This window comes from Janthinobacterium sp. GMG1, assembly GCF_034427795.1.
Classification (GTDB): domain Bacteria; phylum Pseudomonadota; class Gammaproteobacteria; order Burkholderiales; family Burkholderiaceae_D; genus Janthinobacterium.
Genome location: NZ_JAXQNT010000004.1, coordinates 478,770 through 496,300 on the forward strand (window position 1 = coordinate 478,770; position 17,531 = coordinate 496,300).

A 17,531-nucleotide genomic window follows, 5' to 3' on the forward strand; every position below is an offset into this window, starting at 1 on the left:
AGCCGATTAGCCGAATTTGAAGCTTGTCACCGCCAGCGCCCCAAAGAAATTCTCCTCGTGGTACACGACCTGCGCCGCTTCCTGCTCGGCCGCGCCGAGCGCCACCATCAGCGGCAGCAGATGGTCTTCCTGCGGATGGGCCTGGCGCGCGCCGGGTGCCTGGTCCCAGGCCAGCAATTGCTCCAGCCGTTGTTCTGGGGGCAAGGCCATGGCCTGACGCAGCCAGGCATCGAACTGGTGCGAGGCGACGGCGCCCGCCTGGCCGAACTGGCGCAGGTTATGGTAACTGAGGCCGCTGCCCAGTATCAGCACGCCCTGGCGGCGCAGGCTGGCCAGCGCGCGGCCCACCTCGACGTGCGTGAGCGGGTCGTAACCATGTTTCAGCGACAGTTGCACCAGCGGCATGTCGGCCTGCGGGTAGATGGGGAACAGGGCGCTGAAGGTGCCGTGGTCGAAACCGCGCTCGTGGTCGAGGCGCGCCGGATGGCCGGCCGCGTCCAGCAATTGTTTCACCTGCGCCGCCAGTTCCGGCGCGCCGGGCGCCGGGTACTGGATCTGGTACGTGTGCGGCGGGAAGCCCGAATAGTCATAGATCATGCCCGGCCGGGGGCTGGCCGAAACGAGAAATTGCGGCCCTTCCCAGTGCGCTGTGACGACCAGCACGGCTTTCGGCCGCGCGCCGATCTGGCGCGGGATATCCTGCAACGACGCTTCCAGCACGTCGTAGCGGCCGCCGAACTGGTCTTTCATGAACGGCCACGGGCCGCCGCCGTGCGACAGGAAGTAAGTAGGGAAGGTGTGCTCTTGCATGGCGGCTCCAGAAGGAATGGCTGATGATGGGACCATGATAGTCATGCGCAGTCAGTTGATCAAGATCGCAATTATTGATATATCATTTCCATTTTGTTGATGATGGGATGGTCATGGATACCTTGCGCAGCATGCGCGTGTTTCGCGCCGTGGTGGAACTCGACAGTTTTGTGCGCGCCAGCGAGCGCCTCGATCTGTCGCCGGCCATGGTCAGCAAGCATGTGATGCACCTGGAGCGCCACCTGGGCGCGCGCCTGCTGAACCGCAGCAGCCGCCACCTGAGCTTGACGGAAATCGGCAAGGTGTATTTTGAACAGTGCCGCGACATGCTCGACAATCTCGACGAGGTGGAAGCGACGGTCGGCCGCACGACAGTGGTGCCGCGCGGCATGCTGCGCCTGAGCGCGCCCGTCTGGTTCGCCAACGCCATCTTCACGTGCACCCTGGCCGCCTACCGCGAACGCTTTCCGGAAGTCACGTTCGATATCGACCTCAGCGGGAGAGTCGTCAACCTGGTGGAAGAGGGGTTCGACCTGGCCCTGCGCGTGAGCCAGGCCCCATCACCGACCCTGATCGCGCGGCCCATCGGCAGCATCGAATTCCACTTGGTGGCCGCGCCCGCCTACCTGGCGCGCGCGGGCCACCCGCACGTGCCGCAAGACCTGGCGCAACACGCCATGATCAGCTATTCCTTGTTGGCAAACGGCAATGAACTGGATTTCGACGGGCCGCAGGGACGCGAGACGGTGAAGTTCTCGCCTGTCCTGCAATGCAATAACGAAAGCCTGCTGCATGCGGCCTCGCTCGACGGCATGGGCATCGCGCTGCTGCCGTCGTGGCAGACGGATGCGGATCTGGCGGCCGGGCGGCTGGTGCGCCTTTTCGATGATTTCAAGCTGGCGGGCGGCAAGGTGTACGCCGTCTACACGAGCCGCCGCTACCTGTCCTCGAAAGTGCGCACCTTCATCGACTTCCTCGCCGATGAAGGGCGCCTGGGGACTTGATTACGCCAGCGAGCGCTTGACGTCGATCAGCGCGAACAGGCGCGCGCTGCGCATCCACGCCAGCACCAGCGCCGCCAGCTGCGTCACCAGCAGGCCGGCCACGATGGCCAGTGGACCGGGCGCGGCCAGGTTCAGGCGCGCCACGCCCAGCAGCGCATACAGCGCCAGTCCCAGCAAGGTGATGACGAGGTAGATGGCCAGGCTGGCAAGCGGACGCCGGCGCAGCATGCCGAGGCCCCGCCACCAGGCCTTGACGGCCGAGGTGCGGCGACGGTCGACGGCCAGCGCCGCGCGGCCGGCGTCGAGCGTGGCGCAGGCCAGCAGGAACAGCACGCCCGTGAGCAGCAAGGCCAGGTGGCGGGCCAGGTCGGCGTCGGCTTCCAGGATGGCTTTCGCCGCGTGCTTGTCGGCCAGTTTCAGCGCGCCGGCGCCGATCGCCAGCGCCACGCCCAGCGGCACGATGCTCCACAACAGCATGCGCAGCATGCGGCCGTATTCACTGAAGGCGCCCGTCAGCAGGGGACCGAAGCCGAGCGGCACCGGCGCGCGCGCGGCCGTCACCACCAGGCCGCTCAGCAGCGGCGACAGCAGCAGGGCCAGCACGATGCCCGTGATGGCGGCCTGGCTGATGGCGGCGCCGTTGCGCCCCGTATTGGCCACCAGGTCGGCCAGGGTCATCAGGTCGAGCTTGTGCGCCAGGGCCGCCGCATGCACGGCGTTATCGAGGCTGGCGCCCAAGGTGCGCCAGAGGGGAATGACGGCAAGGATGGCGGGGATCAGCAGCAGGCCCGCCCACAGCAGCAGCAAGCGCCATTGCAGGGCGGCGCGGCTGGCGCGCATGGTCAGGGTCAGGCCGCTGGCCCGTGTCGTGGAAGTGGCGCTCATACGATGGCAATCAGGGAAAGGAGGTATTGGAAGACGGCGGCAAGGTCGAAGCTCCAGCGCCGCGAGGCCGAGGTATCGGCTTTCAGGGTGCGGCTGTCATCAAGCTTGTTGACGTCGAGGTAGTGCACGCGGTCCGGGTCCAGTTCGGCCGAGACGGCCTTCACGGGCTTGCTCCAGGTGTAGCGCTGCCACAGCTGCTCGTTGTCCCACACCACGCGTTCGGAGCTGCCGTCGGCGAACTTCACCAGCAGCACCTGCGGCACGGGCGCGCCGCGACGGCGCAAGACCACGCTGGTGAGATACGGATACGGTCCCGTGCCGGGCTTGGCGTCAGGGTGCGACTTGTCCCACGCCTCGCGTACCTTTTTCTCCTCTTTTTCAAGCGCTTCGGCCGTATGTTCCACGCGCTTGCCGTTCACCAGCGCCGTGCCGGCCAGCGGCGTCTGCTCTTCGCTGGTGAAGGTGCCGATGCGGTCGTCGATGTTCGCGCTGGCATACACTTGCTGCGCGAAGACCTGCTCCACGATGCGGCGCTGGCCCGTCGCCTCGGCCAGCGTTTCGCGCAGGTCGGCCACGCTCGGATGGCGGAATTTCCACTGTTCGTAATAGGCCTTGAAGCCCCGTTCCATGGCTTCGCTGCCGATGCGCGCTTCCAGGTCGCGCATGGTGATGGCCGTGCGGCTGTAGACGGGGCCTACGCCCTGCAGGCGGTTCCACGCGTTCTGGCCCAGCGGGTCGGCCGCATCCTGGCGCGGCGCTGCCATGCGCTCGAATTCGAAGACCTTGAAGACGGGATCGAATCCCAGGCGCTTGAGCAGGGGCGTGGTGGCGTGGATGTGCTGGTCGCGCGCGCGCAGCATGCGCTGGTCCCAGTACTCGTTCAAGCCTTCGTCGAGGATCGGTTCCTCGAATTCGTTCGAGGCCAGGATGCCATAGAAATAGCCATGGCCGAATTCGTGGATGGTGACGAAATCGAGGCCGAATTCGGGTATGGTCTTCGGCTGCAGGTTGGCGTAGCTCGACGCCGTGATGAAGGTCGGATATTCCATGCCGCCCGCTTCGGCCGCGTTAAACGGCGGAATCACCACCGTCAGGGTCTTGTACGGATACGGGCCCAGGGTGCGCGAGAAATACGTGAGCGAGTCCTTCGCCGCCTGCAGCGCGGGTGCCGCGTTCGACGCGTATTCGGGCGGGTACAGCACCTTGATGGTCACGGGCGGGCTGCCAGGATCGCTCCAGCTGCCTGTCAGCGGCTGCGCGCTGCGCTTGTCGGCCGTCCAGGCGAAATCGTGCACGTCGCCCTGCACATAGTGATGCGTGAGCATGCCGTTCTTTTCCTGCGGCGCGCCCTGCAATTCGCCCGTGGCGCCCACCGTGTACTCCTTGGGCACGGTCAGCTTTACGTCGTAGTTGCCGAAATCGGCGTAGAACTCCGAATTGAGGTGGAATTCATGCGCGTTCCAGCGCGGCGCGGTGGCGCCCCGTTCGCCGGGCAGTTCCAGCACGGCGATCTTCGGGAACCACTGGCCCACCAGGTGGAAGCTGCCGAAATAGCCGGTGCGCGCGATGACGCGCGGCAACTGGTCGAAGAAGCGGATGTCGAGCGTCGTCTCGGCGCCCGGCGCGACGGCTTGCGGCAAGTCGACGCGCACGACGGTGCGGTCGGTGGCCGGGCCGTTGTCCGGCTGGACGAAATGCCAGGGCGCCTTGGCGCCGTTCTGCGTCATGCTGCGCAGTTCGATGTAGCCCCACTCGCCGTCGCGCGTGTCGACGCCCGAGCGGAAGCCCGTGTCGAGCTTGCGCTTTTCGGTAAAGAAGGTCGAATGTTCGCCTTCGAAGGCGTTCAGGTACAAGTGCAGGTAGACGCTGCTGACGGCTTGCGCGCTGCGGTTGCGCCAGCGCAGTTTCTGCTGGCCGTCGATCGTGTGCTTGACGGGATCGAGCGTCGCTTCGATCTGGTAGTCGACCACGCGGTCCGACAGGGTCGCTTGCGCGCCCGTGCGCGCACCGCCCCAGGCGTTGCTGGCGCTGGGCGTGCTGACGGCCGACGCGTGCGGCGACGCCAGGGCGATGCCGTCGGCCGATGGCGCCAGCGGCATGGGCGCGCTGGCCGGCTTGCCTTGGCCCGGCTGGGCCAACAGGTCGGCCTGCAGGGCGAGGCCGGCCAGCAGCAGGGCGGCGATGGAGAGGGCTTTGAGCTTGCCCGAGATGGGGAAAAAACCAATGCTGCGGCGCGTGCCGCGGGGACTTGGTGGCCCCTGGCGCGTTGTGCTACGACTTTCCATGCGTGACTCCCACAGTGACTTCTTATTGTTGATTTTTAAATGCAGTCGGCTGCGCCCAGGATCGCCGGGCGCAGCTTAATATACCTACAAAAATGCCAAATCACCAATAAAATATTGGCATAAGGAAAGTACCATCGGGCTGGCGCTTGCGGCGCCGCGCGCCGTGCGTATAATGATTCGCTTTTGCCATCGCTCCGTTCCACCAGCGCGCGCCCGCGCCGCGGTGACGCCTCAAGCCTGCCGCCATGATGCCTGCCCCTCCCATCCTGACCATCGCTACGCGCGCCTTGCTGCTGTGCGCCCTGGCCATGCCGGCGTGCGCGCAGGATGGCGTGGATGGCGGCGCGGCCGGCGTCACGCATGGCGACGTGTCCGCCGAACTGGGGCAGGGCGGCCAGCACAGCGTGCGCGGCGCCCTGTCGCGCGAGCAGGGCGGCATGACGCTCGATGCAGCCGTCGACGCTCTGCGCAACGGCAATTACCGCGATGGCAGCGTGTTTCACCAGCGCGGCTTCAACGGCGGCGCGGAATGGAAGGCGCGCCAGGGCCGCTTCGGCTTCAGCGCCGACCAGCTGAACCAGGACACCCGCTATCCCGCGCCCGAGGCGCCGTTCCTGGCCTTGCTGGCGGCCCGTCCCGAAGACCTGTACCGCTATGAGGTGCGGCGCGCCAGCGCTTTCGTGCAGCGCTATGTCGGCAAGTTCGAGCTGGGCGTGGAACTGTCGCAGCGGGAAAAGCGCGCCGCGGCCCACTATGCGGGCGAGGACGGCAGCAGTGAATCGAGATACAGCAGCCGTCGCCGGCAACTGGCGCCGCGCCTGCGCCATTACGGCAAGGTGGGCGGCGTGGGCACGGATACGGAAGTGGGCCTGGACCTGATGCAGTGGCAGCGGCGCTCGGGCCGCGATGGCGACGGGCAGCGCCGCCAGTATTCGCGCGCGCTGCTGCTGCGCGAGGAGCTGGCCTTCGGCGGCCCGTATGCGCCGCGACTGCTGCTGGGGCTGCGGCATGAACAGTTCCAGCTCGATCCGGCCGACCTGCCCGCCGGCGGCAGCGACTGGGAAAACCAGAATGCCTGGGACGTGCAGGGCAGCCTGCAATTGCGCCCGCAACTGAGCGTGTACGCCCAGGCTGCGCGCAGCTACCGCATCGACGACGATGGCTATACCCGTGCCGGCTACCGCCCCCTGGCGGGCCAGCTGCGGCGCGACATGGAAGTGGGCGCCACCTTCGGCGACGCGGCGCGCAGCGCTTCCGTGCGCGTGTTCAGCGAGCGCCTGAGCAACCAGATCGTCTTCGACCAGAGCCTGGGCCAGCTGGGCTTTGCGGGCAACCTCGACCCCTCGCGCCGAGACGGCATCGCCATCGAGGCCAGCATGGCGCTGGCGCGCGACTGGCGCCTCGACGCTCAAGTGCGCCAAGTGCATGCGCGCTATGACGATTATGCCTATGACGGCCCGGATATCGCCCTCGTGCCCAAGACCCTGGCCAGCCTGCGCCTGTACTGGACGGGGCAGGGCGGCGCCAGTGGCGACGTGGGCGTGCAATGGCTGCGCGCACTGCGCTACGGTCCCGATTTCGCCAACAGCTGCCTGGCGCAAGTGCCTGCGTTTGCCACCGTGGACGGGCGCTATGTGCGCAAGCTGGGCGCCTGGGAGCTGGAACTGGCCGGCAGCAACCTGGCCAACCGCCGCCATTACGGCGATGCGCCCGGTTGCCGTTCCAGCATTTACCTCAACGACGCGCGCCAGCTGCGCATGTCGGCGCGCTACCATTTTTGAGGAGCGAGCGCAGCGGGGCTTAAATGCGGCTTAAGCGGACGCAAAGCGGGGCGATAAACACGGCTTTTTTCCGCCCGGGCCTCATCGCGCGGCGCAAAAAGTGGTAATCTCGCCCCGTTCACGACCATTTATGATGAAGGATTATTATGCGTTTTCTGCGTTTCTTGCGTCCCCTGCTTGCCGCCGTCACCCTGGTGGCGGCCACCGGCGGCGCCATGGCGGCCGATACCGGCTTTACCACGCTCCCGACGCCAGTGCGCACGGACACGGGCAAGAAGGTGGAAGTGGTGGAGTACTTCATGTATTCCTGCCCGCATTGCTACGCGCTCGATCCGCTGATGCACGACTGGGTCAAGAAGCAGGGCGACAAGATCGCCTTCCGCCGCATCCACCTGGCCTTCTCCGGCCCGAAAGACCCGCAGGCGCACGCCTATGCCACCCTGGAAGCGATGGGCCAGCTGGACCAGTTCCACGATAAGATATTCCGCGCCATCCACGTCGAGCGCAACCGCCTGAACCGCGATGACGCCATCCTCGACCTGCTGGTCAAGAACGGCATCGACAAGGCGAAGTACCTGGACATGTTCAATTCCTTCGGCGTGCAGACCAAGCTGAAACGCAACGAGCAGCTGATCGCCGCCAGCAAGATCGACAGCGCGCCGACCATCGTCATCGATGGCCGCTTCGTGACGTCGCCGGCGCAGCTGTCGCGTCCGGGGCAGTCCGAGCCGCAGACCCAGACAGCGACCCTGCGCGTGATGGATGAACTGGTGGCGCGCGTGCTGAAAGAGCGCGCCCCGGCGCCAGCGAAGAAGTAAGCGGAGCGCATCATGAAACAGCTGCCCTGGACCTTGTGCGCACTGGCTCTTGCCCTCGTGGCGTGGCTGGCGATCGCCGTCGTCAGCGTGGAAAACCAGCGCAATGCGCTGGTCACCAAGGCTTGCGTGGACCCCGCGTTCAAGAACGAGGTCGATGCGAAATGCCTGGCGTCCGTGCGGTCGCGCGAACACTGGTGGCAGCACTTGACTTACGCCATGACGCATTTCCGAAATTGAAAGTATCAGTACGAAAAACCCGCCGCGCGCGGGTTTTTTTTCGTCCGCGTATGATGAAGCCACAACTATTCAGGAGGGACAATGAAGGAAGTGATCTTGATTACCGGCAGCAGCCGCGGCATCGGTGCAGCGACGGCGCAGCTGGCGGCGCGCCAGGGCTATGCCGTGTGCGTCAATTATGTGCGCGATGCGCAGGCGGCCGGGGAACTGTGTGCGCGCATCGTGGCCGACGGGGGCGAGGCCATCGCTGTGCAGGCTGACGTCAGCGATGAAGCGGACGTGGAACGCCTGTTTGCGGAAATCGACGCGCGCCTGGGGACGCTCACGGCGCTGGTCAACAATGTGGGCGTGCTGGAGCAGAAATGCCGGCTGGCCGACATTTCCGTGCAGCGTCTCGAACGCGTGCTGCGCACCAACGTGATCAGTTATTTCCTGTGCTGCCAGCAAGCCGTGCAGCGCATGTCGACGGCGAATGGCGGGCAGGGCGGGCGCATCGTGAACGTCTCGTCGGTGGCCGCGCGCATCGGCTCCCCGGGCGAATACATCGATTACGCTGCCTCGAAAGGCGCCGTCGACACCTTGACCCTGGGCCTGGCGAAGGAAGTGGCGGCCGAGGGCATCCGCGTCAACGGCGTGCGGCCCGGCATCATCTACACGGAGATCCACGCTTCGGGCGGAGAGCCGGGACGGGTGGCGCGCCTGGCGTCCGGCGTGCCGATGCAGCGGGGCGGCCAGCCGGAAGAAATTGCCGGCGCCATCCTGTACCTGCTGGGACCGGACGCCACGTATGTGACGGGCAGCATCCTCGACGTGGCGGGCGGGCGCTGATTTTCAACTTCTGCAAGCAACTGATTCAAGCGCAGGGTTAATTATCAAATGGGGCAAGCGAGTCCAGAATGGCGGGGTGCCATTGCAGTAGGCACGCCGATCAACTCATTTGGAACTACCATGCCCGCTTTTGCCCCCGCCATCCTCGCCCTGTCGCTGCTGGCCGCCGCGCCAGCCCATGCCGTCGTCAATCTGCCCATGCCGGCCCACCTGGCCGGCGCCGCTGCCACCGACAAGGTGGTGCTGGCCGCGCGCCGCTACGCCGCGTTCTGGCAGAGCGGCGATCCAGCCGTGGCGCGCCAGGCGCTGGCCGACGATTTTACCGACCGCACCTTGCCCGCCGGGCGTCCACAGGGATGGGCCGGCCCGCTGCAGGCATCGCAGGTGTTCCACGCTGCCGTGCCGGACTTGCAGGTGACCATCGACGACATGCTGGTAGCCGGTGACCGGGTCACCTTGCGCCTGCATTTTACGGGCCATTTCACGGGCGTCTTCCCCACGCCACAGGGCGAGCTGCGCGGTCAGGGGCAATCCATCGACTTTTACGCGTTTGATTTGTACCGGGTCAATGCGCAGGGACGCATCAGCGACAACTGGCACCTGGAAGATAATTTGACGCTGCTGCGGCAGCTGGGCGTGCTGGTGCCCTGAGCGTGGCCCCTTAGCGCTGGGCTGGCAGGGCGGCGAACTGCTGCTGCAGGAAGTCGGCCAGCAGGGTGATGCGCGGCGCCTGGAAGCGGCTGCGCCGGTACAGCAGGTTCAGGGGGACGCTATCGGCAAAGTGATCGTCGAGCACCGTCTGCAGGCGCCCTGCGCGCAGGTCATCGCCGATGTCGAGCAGAGATTTGTAGGCATAGCCATGGCCGGCCACTGCCCAGCGGCGGATGATTTCGCCGTCGTTGCTGTGCCAGGCGCCCTGCAGGCGCAGGCTGTGGCGCTTGCCGTCTTCGCGGTAGCGCCATTCCTGCGGCGCGCCGTCGTCGGCCGTCAGCACGAGCGTCGGCAGCGACGCCAGGTCGCGCGGCGCGGCTGGCAAACCGACCCTGGCGGCCAGCGCGGGCGCTACGCACACGACGCGCCGGCCCGGGTGCAGCAGGCGCGCCACCATGTCGCTGTCGGGCAGCTCGCCGTAGCGGATGGCCAGGTCGACGTCGTCCTGCACCAGGTTGGCCGTGGCGTCCGTCAGGGTCAGCACATGGCGCACCTGCGGGTGCAGCGCGGCAAAGCGGTCGAGCATCGGCAGCAGCAACTGGCGGCCGATGTCGGACGGCGCCGAGATGCGCACCACGCCGCGCACGGCGCCGCCCGCGTGCAAGCCGTCTTCGGCCTGCGCCAGCAAGTCCAGCGCCTGTTCGCTGTAGCGGCGGTAGTGCGCACCTTCGTCCGTCAGGCGCAGCTGGCGCGTGGTGCGCTCGAACAGGGTGACGCCCAGCGCCGTTTCCAGGCGCGCGATGGCGGCGCTGGCGGCGGCCGGCGACAGGCCGTGCTTGCGGCCGGCCGCGGAAAAGCTGCCCAGCGCCGCGGCGTCGAGGAACAGGGCGATTTCCGCCAGGCGTCCGGCGCCGCCGCGGATCATGCCGGGTGCGCGGCCGCTGGTTTCGGCGCCGGTGCCGAATGAGCCGAATGGGGCGTGATCACCACGGTGCAAGTGGTGCCTGCCACCAGCAGTTGTCCCTTCGGCTGCTCGTCGATGTGGATGCGCACGGGCACGCGCTGCGCCAGACGCACCCAGTTGAAGGTGGGGTTGACGTCGGCCAGCAATTCGCGGCCCGTGGCGGCGTCGCGGTCGGTGATGCCGCGCGCGATGCTTTCGATGTGGCCATGCAGGGTGCCGCCGCTCATCAGGTTCATTTCCGCCTTGTCGTCCTGCGCCAGCATGCCCAGCTTGGTCTCTTCGAAGTAGCCGACGACATAGTACGAGGCGCTGTCGATGACGGCCAGCTTGGCCGCGCCGACGGCGGCGAAGTCGCCCTTGTGCACGTTCAGGTTCGTCACGTAGCCGCTGACGGGCGCACGCACGGTGGTGCGCTCCAGGTTCAATTGCGCCAGGGTGCGCGCGGCCATGGCAGCCTGCACTTGCGACGAGGCCGAGCTGGCGGCAAAGCCGGCGCTTTCGCGGCTTTCCGTGGAAATGATGCTGGCGTCCAGGCCTGCGCGACGCTGCGCTTCCTTGCCGCGGCGGCCCTGCTCCGTTTTTTGCGCGGCCAGCACGGCGTCGGCCTGCGCCAGCGCGCTGGCATAGCGCTCCTTGTCGACGACGAACAGGATATCTCCCTTTTGCACCACCTGGTTGTCGCGCACCAGCACGTCCGTGACGGTGCCGGCGACGTCGGCGCTGATGTTGACGATGTCGGCCTTGATACGGCCATCGCGCGTCCACGGCGACTCCATGTAGCGGTCCCAGACGGTCTTGCCTATCCACAGGGCTGCGGCCAGTAGCAGCAGGGTGATTGCATAGCGGGTCAGTTTGCTTACCATGGCGGCAGCCTTTCCTTGATGGGGTTGAACAGTTTTTTTAATTATTTGTACAGCGATAAAGCCAGCGCGCCGAAGATGGCGATGAAGATGCACAGCCGCGCCAGCGACGGGTGCCACACCATGCGGTACACGCCCAGCCAGCCCAGCACGCGGTCGAGCAGGGTTTGCAGGACTATGCTGAGGATGAACAGGGGCAGCAGGGTGGGAATCAAAATTCCGAACAGGGCGAATTCACGCGGCATGGTGGTCTCCGGCGCCAGGCGCCATGTGGTCGAGCAATGAGGTGTAGATCGAATGCAGGTCGGCCAATGCCGTGTGCAGGCGCAGGTCTTGCTCCTGCTTGCGTTCTTGCGTCGCACCCGCTTCCGTCTGCGCCGCGCGCACCACGGCGCCCGCCTGCAGGGTGGCCGCCAGGGCCGCCTGCAGTGCCGTGTCGCTGCGCGTGCGCAGCCAGGTGGCGATGTGGTCCACGCACTGTTGCAGCGCGTGAGGCGTGGCGCCCGGCCGGGCCGTGGCGATCAGTTCGCGCAATTCGATCACGGAATGGCCAATTTCCAGCAGGGTCAGGGCCTGGCGCACGACGGCGCGCGTGGCCTCGCCCGGCGCCGGTCCGGCCGCCGCATTAAGCTGGCTGAGCAGGTCGCGCACGCGGTTGTCGAAGCGGTGTTTCACGCGCCGCGCGGGCGCCGTGCACGCATGCAGCGCTTCGCGCCACAGTGCGCGGCCGATATGGTCCTTGTGGCCCATCGTGTGCTCGGGCAGCAGCACGGCAAACACGAGGGCGGCCAGCATCAGGCCGACGATCAGGGCCATGCCCGTGTTCAAAAAGGCCGCGCCATCGACGTGCATCAGATTCGTCGGCGCCATCTGCGTGATGAAGGTCGACACGCCCAGGCCCACGCCCAGCTTGGCGGGATTCGTCATCAGATACAGGCCGACGGCCAGGAAGGGCGCAAAACTGAGTACCAGCATGGGGAAGCCGTCGCCGTGCACCAGCACGAAATACACGCAGACGAGCGACAGCGGCATGGCGATGAGGAAGCCTGCCAGCACCTGGCGGATCATCAGGATGGGGCGCGGCGAGGACGAGGCCAGCGCGCAGAACACGGCCGCCATCAGCATCGCCGTGCTGGCGTAGGGCCAGGCGAGGAAGTAGGCGCCCAGCGCCAGCAGGGCCAGACTGATGGCCGCGCGCGCGCCGCTGGCGATCACCAGCGCAGGTGGCGTCTTCGGCGCGTAAGCCTGCGGCGTGCTGATTTCCAGCGGCGTGTCGTGCGCCAGGCTGAAATACACTTCGTGAAAGCGGCTCATGTCGCGCGCGAAGCGCTCGAGCAGCTCGCACACGGTATCGAAATCGATGCGCTGCGCATGCGCGATGGCGGCGCCGTCGATCTCCGCGCGCGCCTGGCCCAGCGCCGTCTGCAGATGCCGCTGCATGGTGTCGAGCGAGTCTTGCGACGGCGTCGTTTGCAGCGCCTCGGCGACGATGGCGTACAGGGGCGCGCAGGCTTGCATGACCAGCGTTTCATCGTCGCGCTGCAGGCGATCGAACAGGCGGTGGAAGGTATAGAAGGTGGTCAGCGCCGTCATGAAGGTGGCGTTGAAGGCGTGCAGCTTGCGGTTTTGTGCGCGCACGTGGCTCACCTTGCTGGTGACTTCGAACAGGGCGGCCGAGCGCCCCAGTTCCAGCGCCGCCACGTCGGCGGCAAACTGCAGATGCGTCAGTTCCACCTGCGCCGGCGTGAGCTTTTGCTGCAGCACGTCCTGGCAAAAGGTGAGGAATTTTCCGTAGCGGGCCTGTACCGTGCGCATCACCTGCGTGCCCTGGTGGCGTGGCAGCAGCACGCTGGAAACCGCCGCCGAGCAGATGATGCCCAGGCTCACTTCGGCCACCCGCGTGACGGCCAGCGCGAACACCTGCATCGGCTGCTCGATGGCGGGCAGCACGATCATGCAGGCCGTGTAGCCGGCCAGCACGTACACATACGACTGGGCGTTGCGGTGCAGGGCCGAGCCGCTCGTGCACAGGCCCACCCACAGGGCCAGGCCGGCGAACAGCAGCACGGGCTGCTGCGGGAACAGGCCGATCAGGGTCAGCGCGGCCGTGCATCCCAGCAGGGTGCCGCACAGGCGGTAAAAGCTTTTTTCCAGCACCATGCCGCTGCTGGGCAGGGCCAGGATGATGGTGGTGGTCATCGCCGTGCTGGGCGAATCGAGGCCCAGGCGGTAGGCCAGCCACAGGGCGCAGAAGGATGCGATGAGGGTCTTGGCGACGTAGATCCAGCGTTCGCCTTCCGTCGCGCGCCAGTCCTGCAGCGCCAGCGCCAGCCAGCGGGCCGCCTGGGTCAGGGGGCCGTATGTGGGTTTTGTTGCTGTGGCTGGCGTCATCGATAGGCTATCAGTTCTGGTTGTTGAGATTGTTGAGGTTGCGCAACTGGCGCATGTACAGCTTGTCGAGCACTTGCAGCTCTTCTTCCGTGAAGCCTTCGTACAGGGCCGAGGTTTCCTGGTACACGTCGGGCAGCGCCGTTTCGATCAGGGCGCGGCCCTTGTCGGTCAGCGAGATCATCACGGAGCGGCGGTCGCCGGGGCGCGTGCCGCGGTGGATCAGGCCGCGCGTTTCCAGGTCGTTGCACACGCGTGTCAGGTTGGCCGGCTTTTCATGGCAGGCCATGCCCAGGGTGCAGGCGTTCGAGGTTTCGTCGTCCGTGCCGTACAGCACGGCCAGCACCATGTAGCTGGCATCGACCAGATCGTGCTTTTTCAGCGCGGCGTTGGTCAGGTCCTTCATGCCTTTTTGAATGTGGTACGTCATGCGCAATAAACGCATCAGTTCCATGGGGAAGCCTGGCATGCGCGTGCGGATGTTTTGCAGCCGCTTGGAGGTGGCGTCAAAAGCGGTCATGTCATATTCCTTCATGTGTGAATAAAGTTCCGATTGTATCTTGTTGGGCTAGGGCAATGCCAGGATTGCAAGCTCAGATGCCGCCTCCCAGTGCATTCATCAAGGAAACGTACAGATCGAGCTCGCGCGCCCCATTCTGCGCCTGCTGCTGTTCTTCCGCCAGCAGCGCCACTTGCGTGTTGAGCATGGCGATGGCGTCGCTCATGCCTGCCTTGTAGGCCTTTTCCGCCAGGTCGCGCGCGCGCTGCGCCGTCGCCAGCGCCTGCACGGTCAGCTGGTGCTGTTTCGCCAGCGATTGCGCCTTGGTGACGGCATTGGCCACGTCCGACATGGCGTTGATGACGGTGGCGTTGTATTGCTCCACGGCGCCGTCATACACGGCCGTCTGGCTGCCCAGCTGGGCGCGCAAACGGGCGCCGGCAAAGATGGGCAGGCTCAGCGCGGGCGAGACGCCGCGGATGTCCGAGTTGGCGTCCAGAAAATGGCTGAAACCAAAGGCCTGGAAGCCGGCAAAGGCCACCAGGTTGACGTTCGGGTAGAACTCGGCCTTGGCCGCGTCGATGCGCTGCGCCGCCGCTTCCACGCGCCAGCGCTGGGCGGCGATGTCGGGGCGGCGGCCGATCAGCTCGGCCGGCAGGGCGGCGGGAATGGCCAGCGGCTGGTCCAGGCGCAGCACGGGACGCGTGAGCGCCGCACCGGCGGCCGGCCCCTTGCCTGCCAGGGCGGCCAGCTGGTTGCGCAGCAGGGCCAGCGATTCGGCCGACTGCTCCAGCTGGCGGCGGCCGGCCGGCAAGGTGGTTTCTATTTGCGCCACGTCGATGTCCGTGCCGATGCCGGCCGCCTTGCGCTGGCGCGTGATGTCGAGGATGCGGGCGCGCTGCGCCAGGCTGCGTTCGATCACATCCTGCACCCGGAACTCATACGACAGCTGGATGTAGGTGCGCACCAGCGCCGTTTCCAGGGCCAGGCGGGCCATCTGCGATTCGGCCGACGCCAGTTGCACGTCGCCCAGGGCGGCGGACAGGGCGGCGCGGTTGCGGCCCCACAGGTCCAGGTCGTACGACGCCGTGACGGTGGCCTGGTTGCGCCAGGCGTAATTGCCGGCCAGCGGCGCCGGCGTGCTGCCATGCTGCGAATACAGTTCGCGGTTGATGGAAACACTCGCGTCCGCCTGTGGGCGGGTCTTGTCCTCGGCAGCGCCGGCCAGCGCCTCGGCCTGGCGCACGCGCGCCTGGGCGCCGCGCAGGGTGGGGCTATCGGCCAGCGCCTGGTCCATCAGGCGGTTCAATTGGGGGTCGTGCAAGTCTTGCCACCATTGCGTGCGGGGCCATTGGATGGCGGCACTGGCGGCGGCATCCATGGCCTGGCTCGATTGCAGCTTGTTAGCGTCGAGCATGGCCGATTGCGGCGCGATATGGCCCATGTCGGCGCACGCGCTCAAGGCAAGGATCAGGCTGGCGGCAAGCAAACGGCGGTGCAGGGGCATGCAGGGACTCCGGGAAAGATCGTGTTGGGGGTGCTGCTGACAGCTCGCCGCGGTGAGCTTCGGGAGTGGCCCGAGTGCTGCGCCGCAACTGAGATGTGTTACTGACTGAAACCGGCTGACTGGTTTCTTATTTCACGACGTGTTTTGTCGTTTGCGCGACGTCAAAGTCCGCTTCCGTTTGCGGGATCAGGCCAGCCTTGCGGGCGGCGTAGAACTCGGCCATGACTTGTTCGCGCGTCACGTTGCTGGCGGCGGTGGCCGGCGTTTTCGGATAGTCGACTTCGCTGGTGGCGATTTCGCCGGCGTTGCGGGCACGGATGTATTCGGCCGTGACGTCAGCGCGCGTGAGTTGCTGGCTGGCAGCGGCAGGCGCGGTGCTTTGGGCGAAAGCCGAGGTGGCGGTGGTGATGGCAAACAATGCTGCGATGAGTGATTTGGCTTGCATGATAAGACTCCAAAATGTGCATGATGGCTGGGTGGATGGGCCGGATCGCCACGTACCGGTCGGTTCGTCGGCATGGCGCTGGTGGGCGCCGTGCCGCCGATGAAGCAGTTTCTGGATGAGAAGATGCTTACTTGAATTAACTATAGCAATGAATAGTACATTTGTGAAGTATTTTCTGAAAATAGTTGTGCGCCGCCGCATTTTCTCCTTGGAAAATGCCGTGCAGGCGTGCGCCGCCAGTCAGGCCAGGCGAGTAAGCTGGTTTTTTTGTGAATGGGAGATCGCCATGAACGGCAGCACACTCGATCCGGACAATTTGCCCGTCACGCCCGACGGCGTCCTGGGCAGCGGCCATGGCAAGGGCGCACTCGGCCCCAGCGACAGTTCCGACAGCGGCAGCGACATGCAGGGCGTGCCGGGCCAGGATGCGGAAGCACTGGACAACGACAGCGATGCGGCCGGTACGGGCGAGCGGGCCGGCGTGGAGCCGCGCAATACGGCGCCCGATGGCGGCGACATCGATGTCGATCATGTGGAAAGTCTGGCGCCCGTGCGGCCGGAAGAGGGAGGCGATGGCGAATTGCCCTCATGAATTACCGCCTCTCCTGCGCCATCAGCGTAAAATGTGGGCAAGGCGGCGTGCGCGCCGCCATGGCCAGCCGGCCGGCACAGGATAGGATGTCAGAGGATGCAAACGCAGATGTCGGAAGAGAAAGAAAAAGACTTGATGTCGATGTACCGCGAGACGCGGCCGCGCGAGTTTTTTGGCGAAAAAAGTAACACCAATCACCTGGCCTGGAGTTTGCTGGTGGTTTTGCTGGCGCTGGCGTTCTGGCTCGTCGTGGCCCTGGCGGCTGCGGAAAACCAGCGCTACGCCCTGGAAATGAAGGTGTGCCAGGATCGCGTCTTCCCGGTGGAAATCGACACGTCTTGCCTGAAACAGGTCAAGTCGCGCGATCACTGGTGGCAGCACGTGGGTCACGCGCTGGTGCGCATGGGCGCCTGAGCCGGGCGCAATCTGGCTGAACCTGTGGCGGCGAGGGCCGCTGCGGTGATGGAGCGATAGTGCGGGAGGCGTCATGCCACGCGATCACTCGCGCGAGCAGCCGCAATGGCTGCTCGCGCGCCACAGTGCCTTGACGGCGCGCCAGTTGCTGCGCGCCTACGGCTTGCTGTGCCTGTTTTCCCTCGTCGTTGCCGCCGCCTTTGCATTGCGCGGCCTCTGGTACATCCCCGTTTTTTCGTTTGCCGAACTGGCCTTGGTGGCCTTCGCCCTGCTGCATTACCTGCGCCACGCGCGCGACTACGAACACATTGCCTTGCGCGACGGTGAGTTGATCATCGAACAGGTCAGTGCCGGGCATTGCCGGCGCCACCATTTTCATCCGTGGCGCACGCGCATCGATGTGCCGCAGTGGCCGCGCCAGTTGATACACATCAAGGATATCGGCGGTGGTGGAGCACACGTCGAAGTCGGCGTGTTTGCCACGCCCGAACGGCGAAGGCAGGTGGCGCAGGAACTGCTGGCCCTGTTGCCACCGCCCCTGTCGCCGCCAGCGCCACCGTGAT

General features: G+C 66.1%; 19 protein-coding genes. 9 read left to right on the plus strand and 10 right to left on the minus strand.

The features are described 5' to 3' along the window. Positions 1-6: 6 nt before the first annotated feature. Complete coding sequence (locus SJI03_RS14130; protein ID WP_322427595.1) at positions 7-810, minus strand: class III extradiol ring-cleavage dioxygenase; 804 nt, start codon at positions 808-810, stop codon at positions 7-9. A 113-nt stretch (positions 811-923) separates the two neighbouring features. On the opposite strand from SJI03_RS14130, the gene SJI03_RS14135 reads away from it, so the two are divergent. Then, positions 924-1,814 carry a LysR family transcriptional regulator gene (locus SJI03_RS14135; RefSeq protein WP_322427596.1) on the plus strand — a complete coding sequence of 297 codons (891 nt, stop codon included), beginning with the start codon at positions 924-926 and terminating at the stop codon, positions 1,812-1,814. Here SJI03_RS14135 and SJI03_RS14140 read toward each other — a convergent pair whose 3' ends face one another. Both SJI03_RS14140 and SJI03_RS14145 read right to left on the minus strand, forming a co-directional pair. Beyond that, a complete protein-coding gene (locus SJI03_RS14140) occupies positions 1,815-2,699 on the minus strand; it encodes a hypothetical protein (protein WP_322427597.1) in 885 nt (294 codons plus the stop codon). Then, on the minus strand, positions 2,696-4,984 hold the full coding sequence (locus tag SJI03_RS14145) for a M1 family metallopeptidase (RefSeq protein ID WP_322427598.1): 2,289 nt from the start codon (positions 4,982-4,984) through the stop codon (positions 2,696-2,698). Before SJI03_RS14145 ends, SJI03_RS14140 begins: the two co-directional genes overlap by 4 nt. A 245-nt stretch (positions 4,985-5,229) precedes the next feature. Here SJI03_RS14145 and SJI03_RS14150 point away from each other — a divergent pair, with 245 nt between their 5' ends. The 5 genes from SJI03_RS14150 to SJI03_RS14170 all read left to right on the plus strand — a co-directional run bounded on the left by SJI03_RS14150 (position 5,230) and on the right by SJI03_RS14170 (position 9,299). Further along, complete coding sequence (locus SJI03_RS14150; protein WP_322427599.1) at positions 5,230-6,765, plus strand: TonB-dependent receptor; 1,536 nt, start codon at positions 5,230-5,232, stop codon at positions 6,763-6,765. A 146-nt stretch (positions 6,766-6,911) separates the two neighbouring features. Further along, positions 6,912-7,583 (plus strand): thiol:disulfide interchange protein DsbA/DsbL, encoded by a 672-nt coding sequence (locus SJI03_RS14155; protein WP_322427600.1) that lies wholly within the window; start codon positions 6,912-6,914, stop codon positions 7,581-7,583. 12 nt (positions 7,584-7,595) lie between these two features. Continuing rightward, positions 7,596-7,820, plus strand: a complete 225-nt coding sequence (locus SJI03_RS14160) for a hypothetical protein (RefSeq protein WP_322427601.1) — start codon at positions 7,596-7,598, stop codon at positions 7,818-7,820. Positions 7,821-7,901: 81 nt separating this feature from the next. Continuing rightward, positions 7,902-8,648: an SDR family oxidoreductase gene (locus SJI03_RS14165; protein ID WP_322427602.1), complete on the plus strand. Its 747-nt coding sequence runs from the start codon at positions 7,902-7,904 to the stop codon at positions 8,646-8,648. A gap of 120 nt (positions 8,649-8,768) precedes the next feature. Then, positions 8,769-9,299: an ester cyclase gene (locus SJI03_RS14170; RefSeq protein WP_099378914.1), complete on the plus strand. Its 531-nt coding sequence runs from the start codon at positions 8,769-8,771 to the stop codon at positions 9,297-9,299. A 10-nt stretch (positions 9,300-9,309) separates the two neighbouring features. Here the strand turns inward: SJI03_RS14170 and SJI03_RS14175 are convergent, their stop codons facing one another. From SJI03_RS14175 to SJI03_RS14205, 7 genes are all read right to left on the minus strand, one after another. Continuing rightward, positions 9,310-10,224 (minus strand): LysR family transcriptional regulator, encoded by a 915-nt coding sequence (locus tag SJI03_RS14175; RefSeq protein WP_322427603.1) that lies wholly within the window; start codon positions 10,222-10,224, stop codon positions 9,310-9,312. Next, positions 10,221-11,126, minus strand: coding sequence for an efflux RND transporter periplasmic adaptor subunit (locus SJI03_RS14180; protein ID WP_322427604.1), 906 nt, complete (start codon positions 11,124-11,126; stop codon positions 10,221-10,223). Before SJI03_RS14180 ends, SJI03_RS14175 begins: the two co-directional genes overlap by 4 nt. Positions 11,127-11,167: 41 nt before the next feature. Next, on the minus strand, positions 11,168-11,368 hold the full coding sequence (locus SJI03_RS14185) for a DUF1656 domain-containing protein (protein ID WP_086138240.1): 201 nt from the start codon (positions 11,366-11,368) through the stop codon (positions 11,168-11,170). Continuing rightward, complete coding sequence (locus tag SJI03_RS14190; RefSeq protein ID WP_322427605.1) at positions 11,358-13,514, minus strand: FUSC family protein; 2,157 nt, start codon at positions 13,512-13,514, stop codon at positions 11,358-11,360. Before SJI03_RS14190 ends, SJI03_RS14185 begins: the two co-directional genes overlap by 11 nt. Before the next feature lie 10 nt (positions 13,515-13,524). Next, complete coding sequence (locus SJI03_RS14195) at positions 13,525-14,031, minus strand: MarR family winged helix-turn-helix transcriptional regulator (RefSeq protein ID WP_046682655.1); 507 nt, start codon at positions 14,029-14,031, stop codon at positions 13,525-13,527. Positions 14,032-14,104: 73 nt separating this feature from the next. Beyond that, the gene (locus SJI03_RS14200) at positions 14,105-15,517 is read right to left on the minus strand and encodes an efflux transporter outer membrane subunit (RefSeq protein WP_099378917.1); all 1,413 of its coding nucleotides are present in this window, start codon (positions 15,515-15,517) and stop codon (positions 14,105-14,107) included. Positions 15,518-15,644: 127 nt separating this feature from the next. Next, positions 15,645-15,962 (minus strand): DUF4148 domain-containing protein, encoded by a 318-nt coding sequence (locus tag SJI03_RS14205; RefSeq protein ID WP_099378918.1) that lies wholly within the window; start codon positions 15,960-15,962, stop codon positions 15,645-15,647. Between the two features lie 286 nt (positions 15,963-16,248). Here SJI03_RS14205 and SJI03_RS14210 point away from each other — a divergent pair, with 286 nt between their 5' ends. From SJI03_RS14210 to SJI03_RS14220, 3 genes are all read left to right on the plus strand, one after another. Next, positions 16,249-16,554, plus strand: a complete 306-nt coding sequence (locus tag SJI03_RS14210; RefSeq protein ID WP_322427606.1) for a hypothetical protein — start codon at positions 16,249-16,251, stop codon at positions 16,552-16,554. Between the two features lie 96 nt (positions 16,555-16,650). Next, complete coding sequence (locus SJI03_RS14215; protein ID WP_099378920.1) at positions 16,651-16,968, plus strand: hypothetical protein; 318 nt, start codon at positions 16,651-16,653, stop codon at positions 16,966-16,968. A 73-nt stretch (positions 16,969-17,041) separates the two neighbouring features. Continuing rightward, positions 17,042-17,530 carry a DUF2244 domain-containing protein gene (locus SJI03_RS14220; RefSeq protein ID WP_322427607.1) on the plus strand — a complete coding sequence of 163 codons (489 nt, stop codon included), beginning with the start codon at positions 17,042-17,044 and terminating at the stop codon, positions 17,528-17,530. The last annotated feature ends 1 nt before the right edge of the window (position 17,531 follow it).

Coding starts and splice junctions, on each gene's coding strand:
- SJI03_RS14140 (WP_322427597.1), bottom strand. CDS start 2,699: ATGAGCGCCACTTCCACGACACGGGCCAGCGGCCTGACCCTGACCATG.
- SJI03_RS14190 (WP_322427605.1), bottom strand. CDS start 13,514: ATGACGCCAGCCACAGCAACAAAACCCACATACGGCCCCCTGACCCAG.
- SJI03_RS14160 (WP_322427601.1), top strand. CDS start 7,596: ATGAAACAGCTGCCCTGGACCTTGTGCGCACTGGCTCTTGCCCTCGTG.
- SJI03_RS14220 (WP_322427607.1), top strand. CDS start 17,042: ATGCCACGCGATCACTCGCGCGAGCAGCCGCAATGGCTGCTCGCGCGC.
- SJI03_RS14130 (WP_322427595.1), bottom strand. CDS start 810: ATGCAAGAGCACACCTTCCCTACTTACTTCCTGTCGCACGGCGGCGGC.
- SJI03_RS14170 (WP_099378914.1), top strand. CDS start 8,769: ATGCCCGCTTTTGCCCCCGCCATCCTCGCCCTGTCGCTGCTGGCCGCC.
- SJI03_RS14195 (WP_046682655.1), bottom strand. CDS start 14,031: ATGACCGCTTTTGACGCCACCTCCAAGCGGCTGCAAAACATCCGCACG.
- SJI03_RS14200 (WP_099378917.1), bottom strand. CDS start 15,517: ATGCCCCTGCACCGCCGTTTGCTTGCCGCCAGCCTGATCCTTGCCTTG.
- SJI03_RS14205 (WP_099378918.1), bottom strand. CDS start 15,962: ATGCAAGCCAAATCACTCATCGCAGCATTGTTTGCCATCACCACCGCC.
- SJI03_RS14135 (WP_322427596.1), top strand. CDS start 924: ATGGATACCTTGCGCAGCATGCGCGTGTTTCGCGCCGTGGTGGAACTC.
- SJI03_RS14175 (WP_322427603.1), bottom strand. CDS start 10,224: ATGATCCGCGGCGGCGCCGGACGCCTGGCGGAAATCGCCCTGTTCCTC.
- SJI03_RS14150 (WP_322427599.1), top strand. CDS start 5,230: ATGATGCCTGCCCCTCCCATCCTGACCATCGCTACGCGCGCCTTGCTG.
- SJI03_RS14155 (WP_322427600.1), top strand. CDS start 6,912: ATGCGTTTTCTGCGTTTCTTGCGTCCCCTGCTTGCCGCCGTCACCCTG.
- SJI03_RS14185 (WP_086138240.1), bottom strand. CDS start 11,368: ATGCCGCGTGAATTCGCCCTGTTCGGAATTTTGATTCCCACCCTGCTG.
- SJI03_RS14215 (WP_099378920.1), top strand. CDS start 16,651: ATGCAAACGCAGATGTCGGAAGAGAAAGAAAAAGACTTGATGTCGATG.
- SJI03_RS14165 (WP_322427602.1), top strand. CDS start 7,902: ATGAAGGAAGTGATCTTGATTACCGGCAGCAGCCGCGGCATCGGTGCA.
- SJI03_RS14210 (WP_322427606.1), top strand. CDS start 16,249: ATGAACGGCAGCACACTCGATCCGGACAATTTGCCCGTCACGCCCGAC.
- SJI03_RS14180 (WP_322427604.1), bottom strand. CDS start 11,126: ATGGTAAGCAAACTGACCCGCTATGCAATCACCCTGCTGCTACTGGCC.
- SJI03_RS14145 (WP_322427598.1), bottom strand. CDS start 4,984: ATGGAAAGTCGTAGCACAACGCGCCAGGGGCCACCAAGTCCCCGCGGC.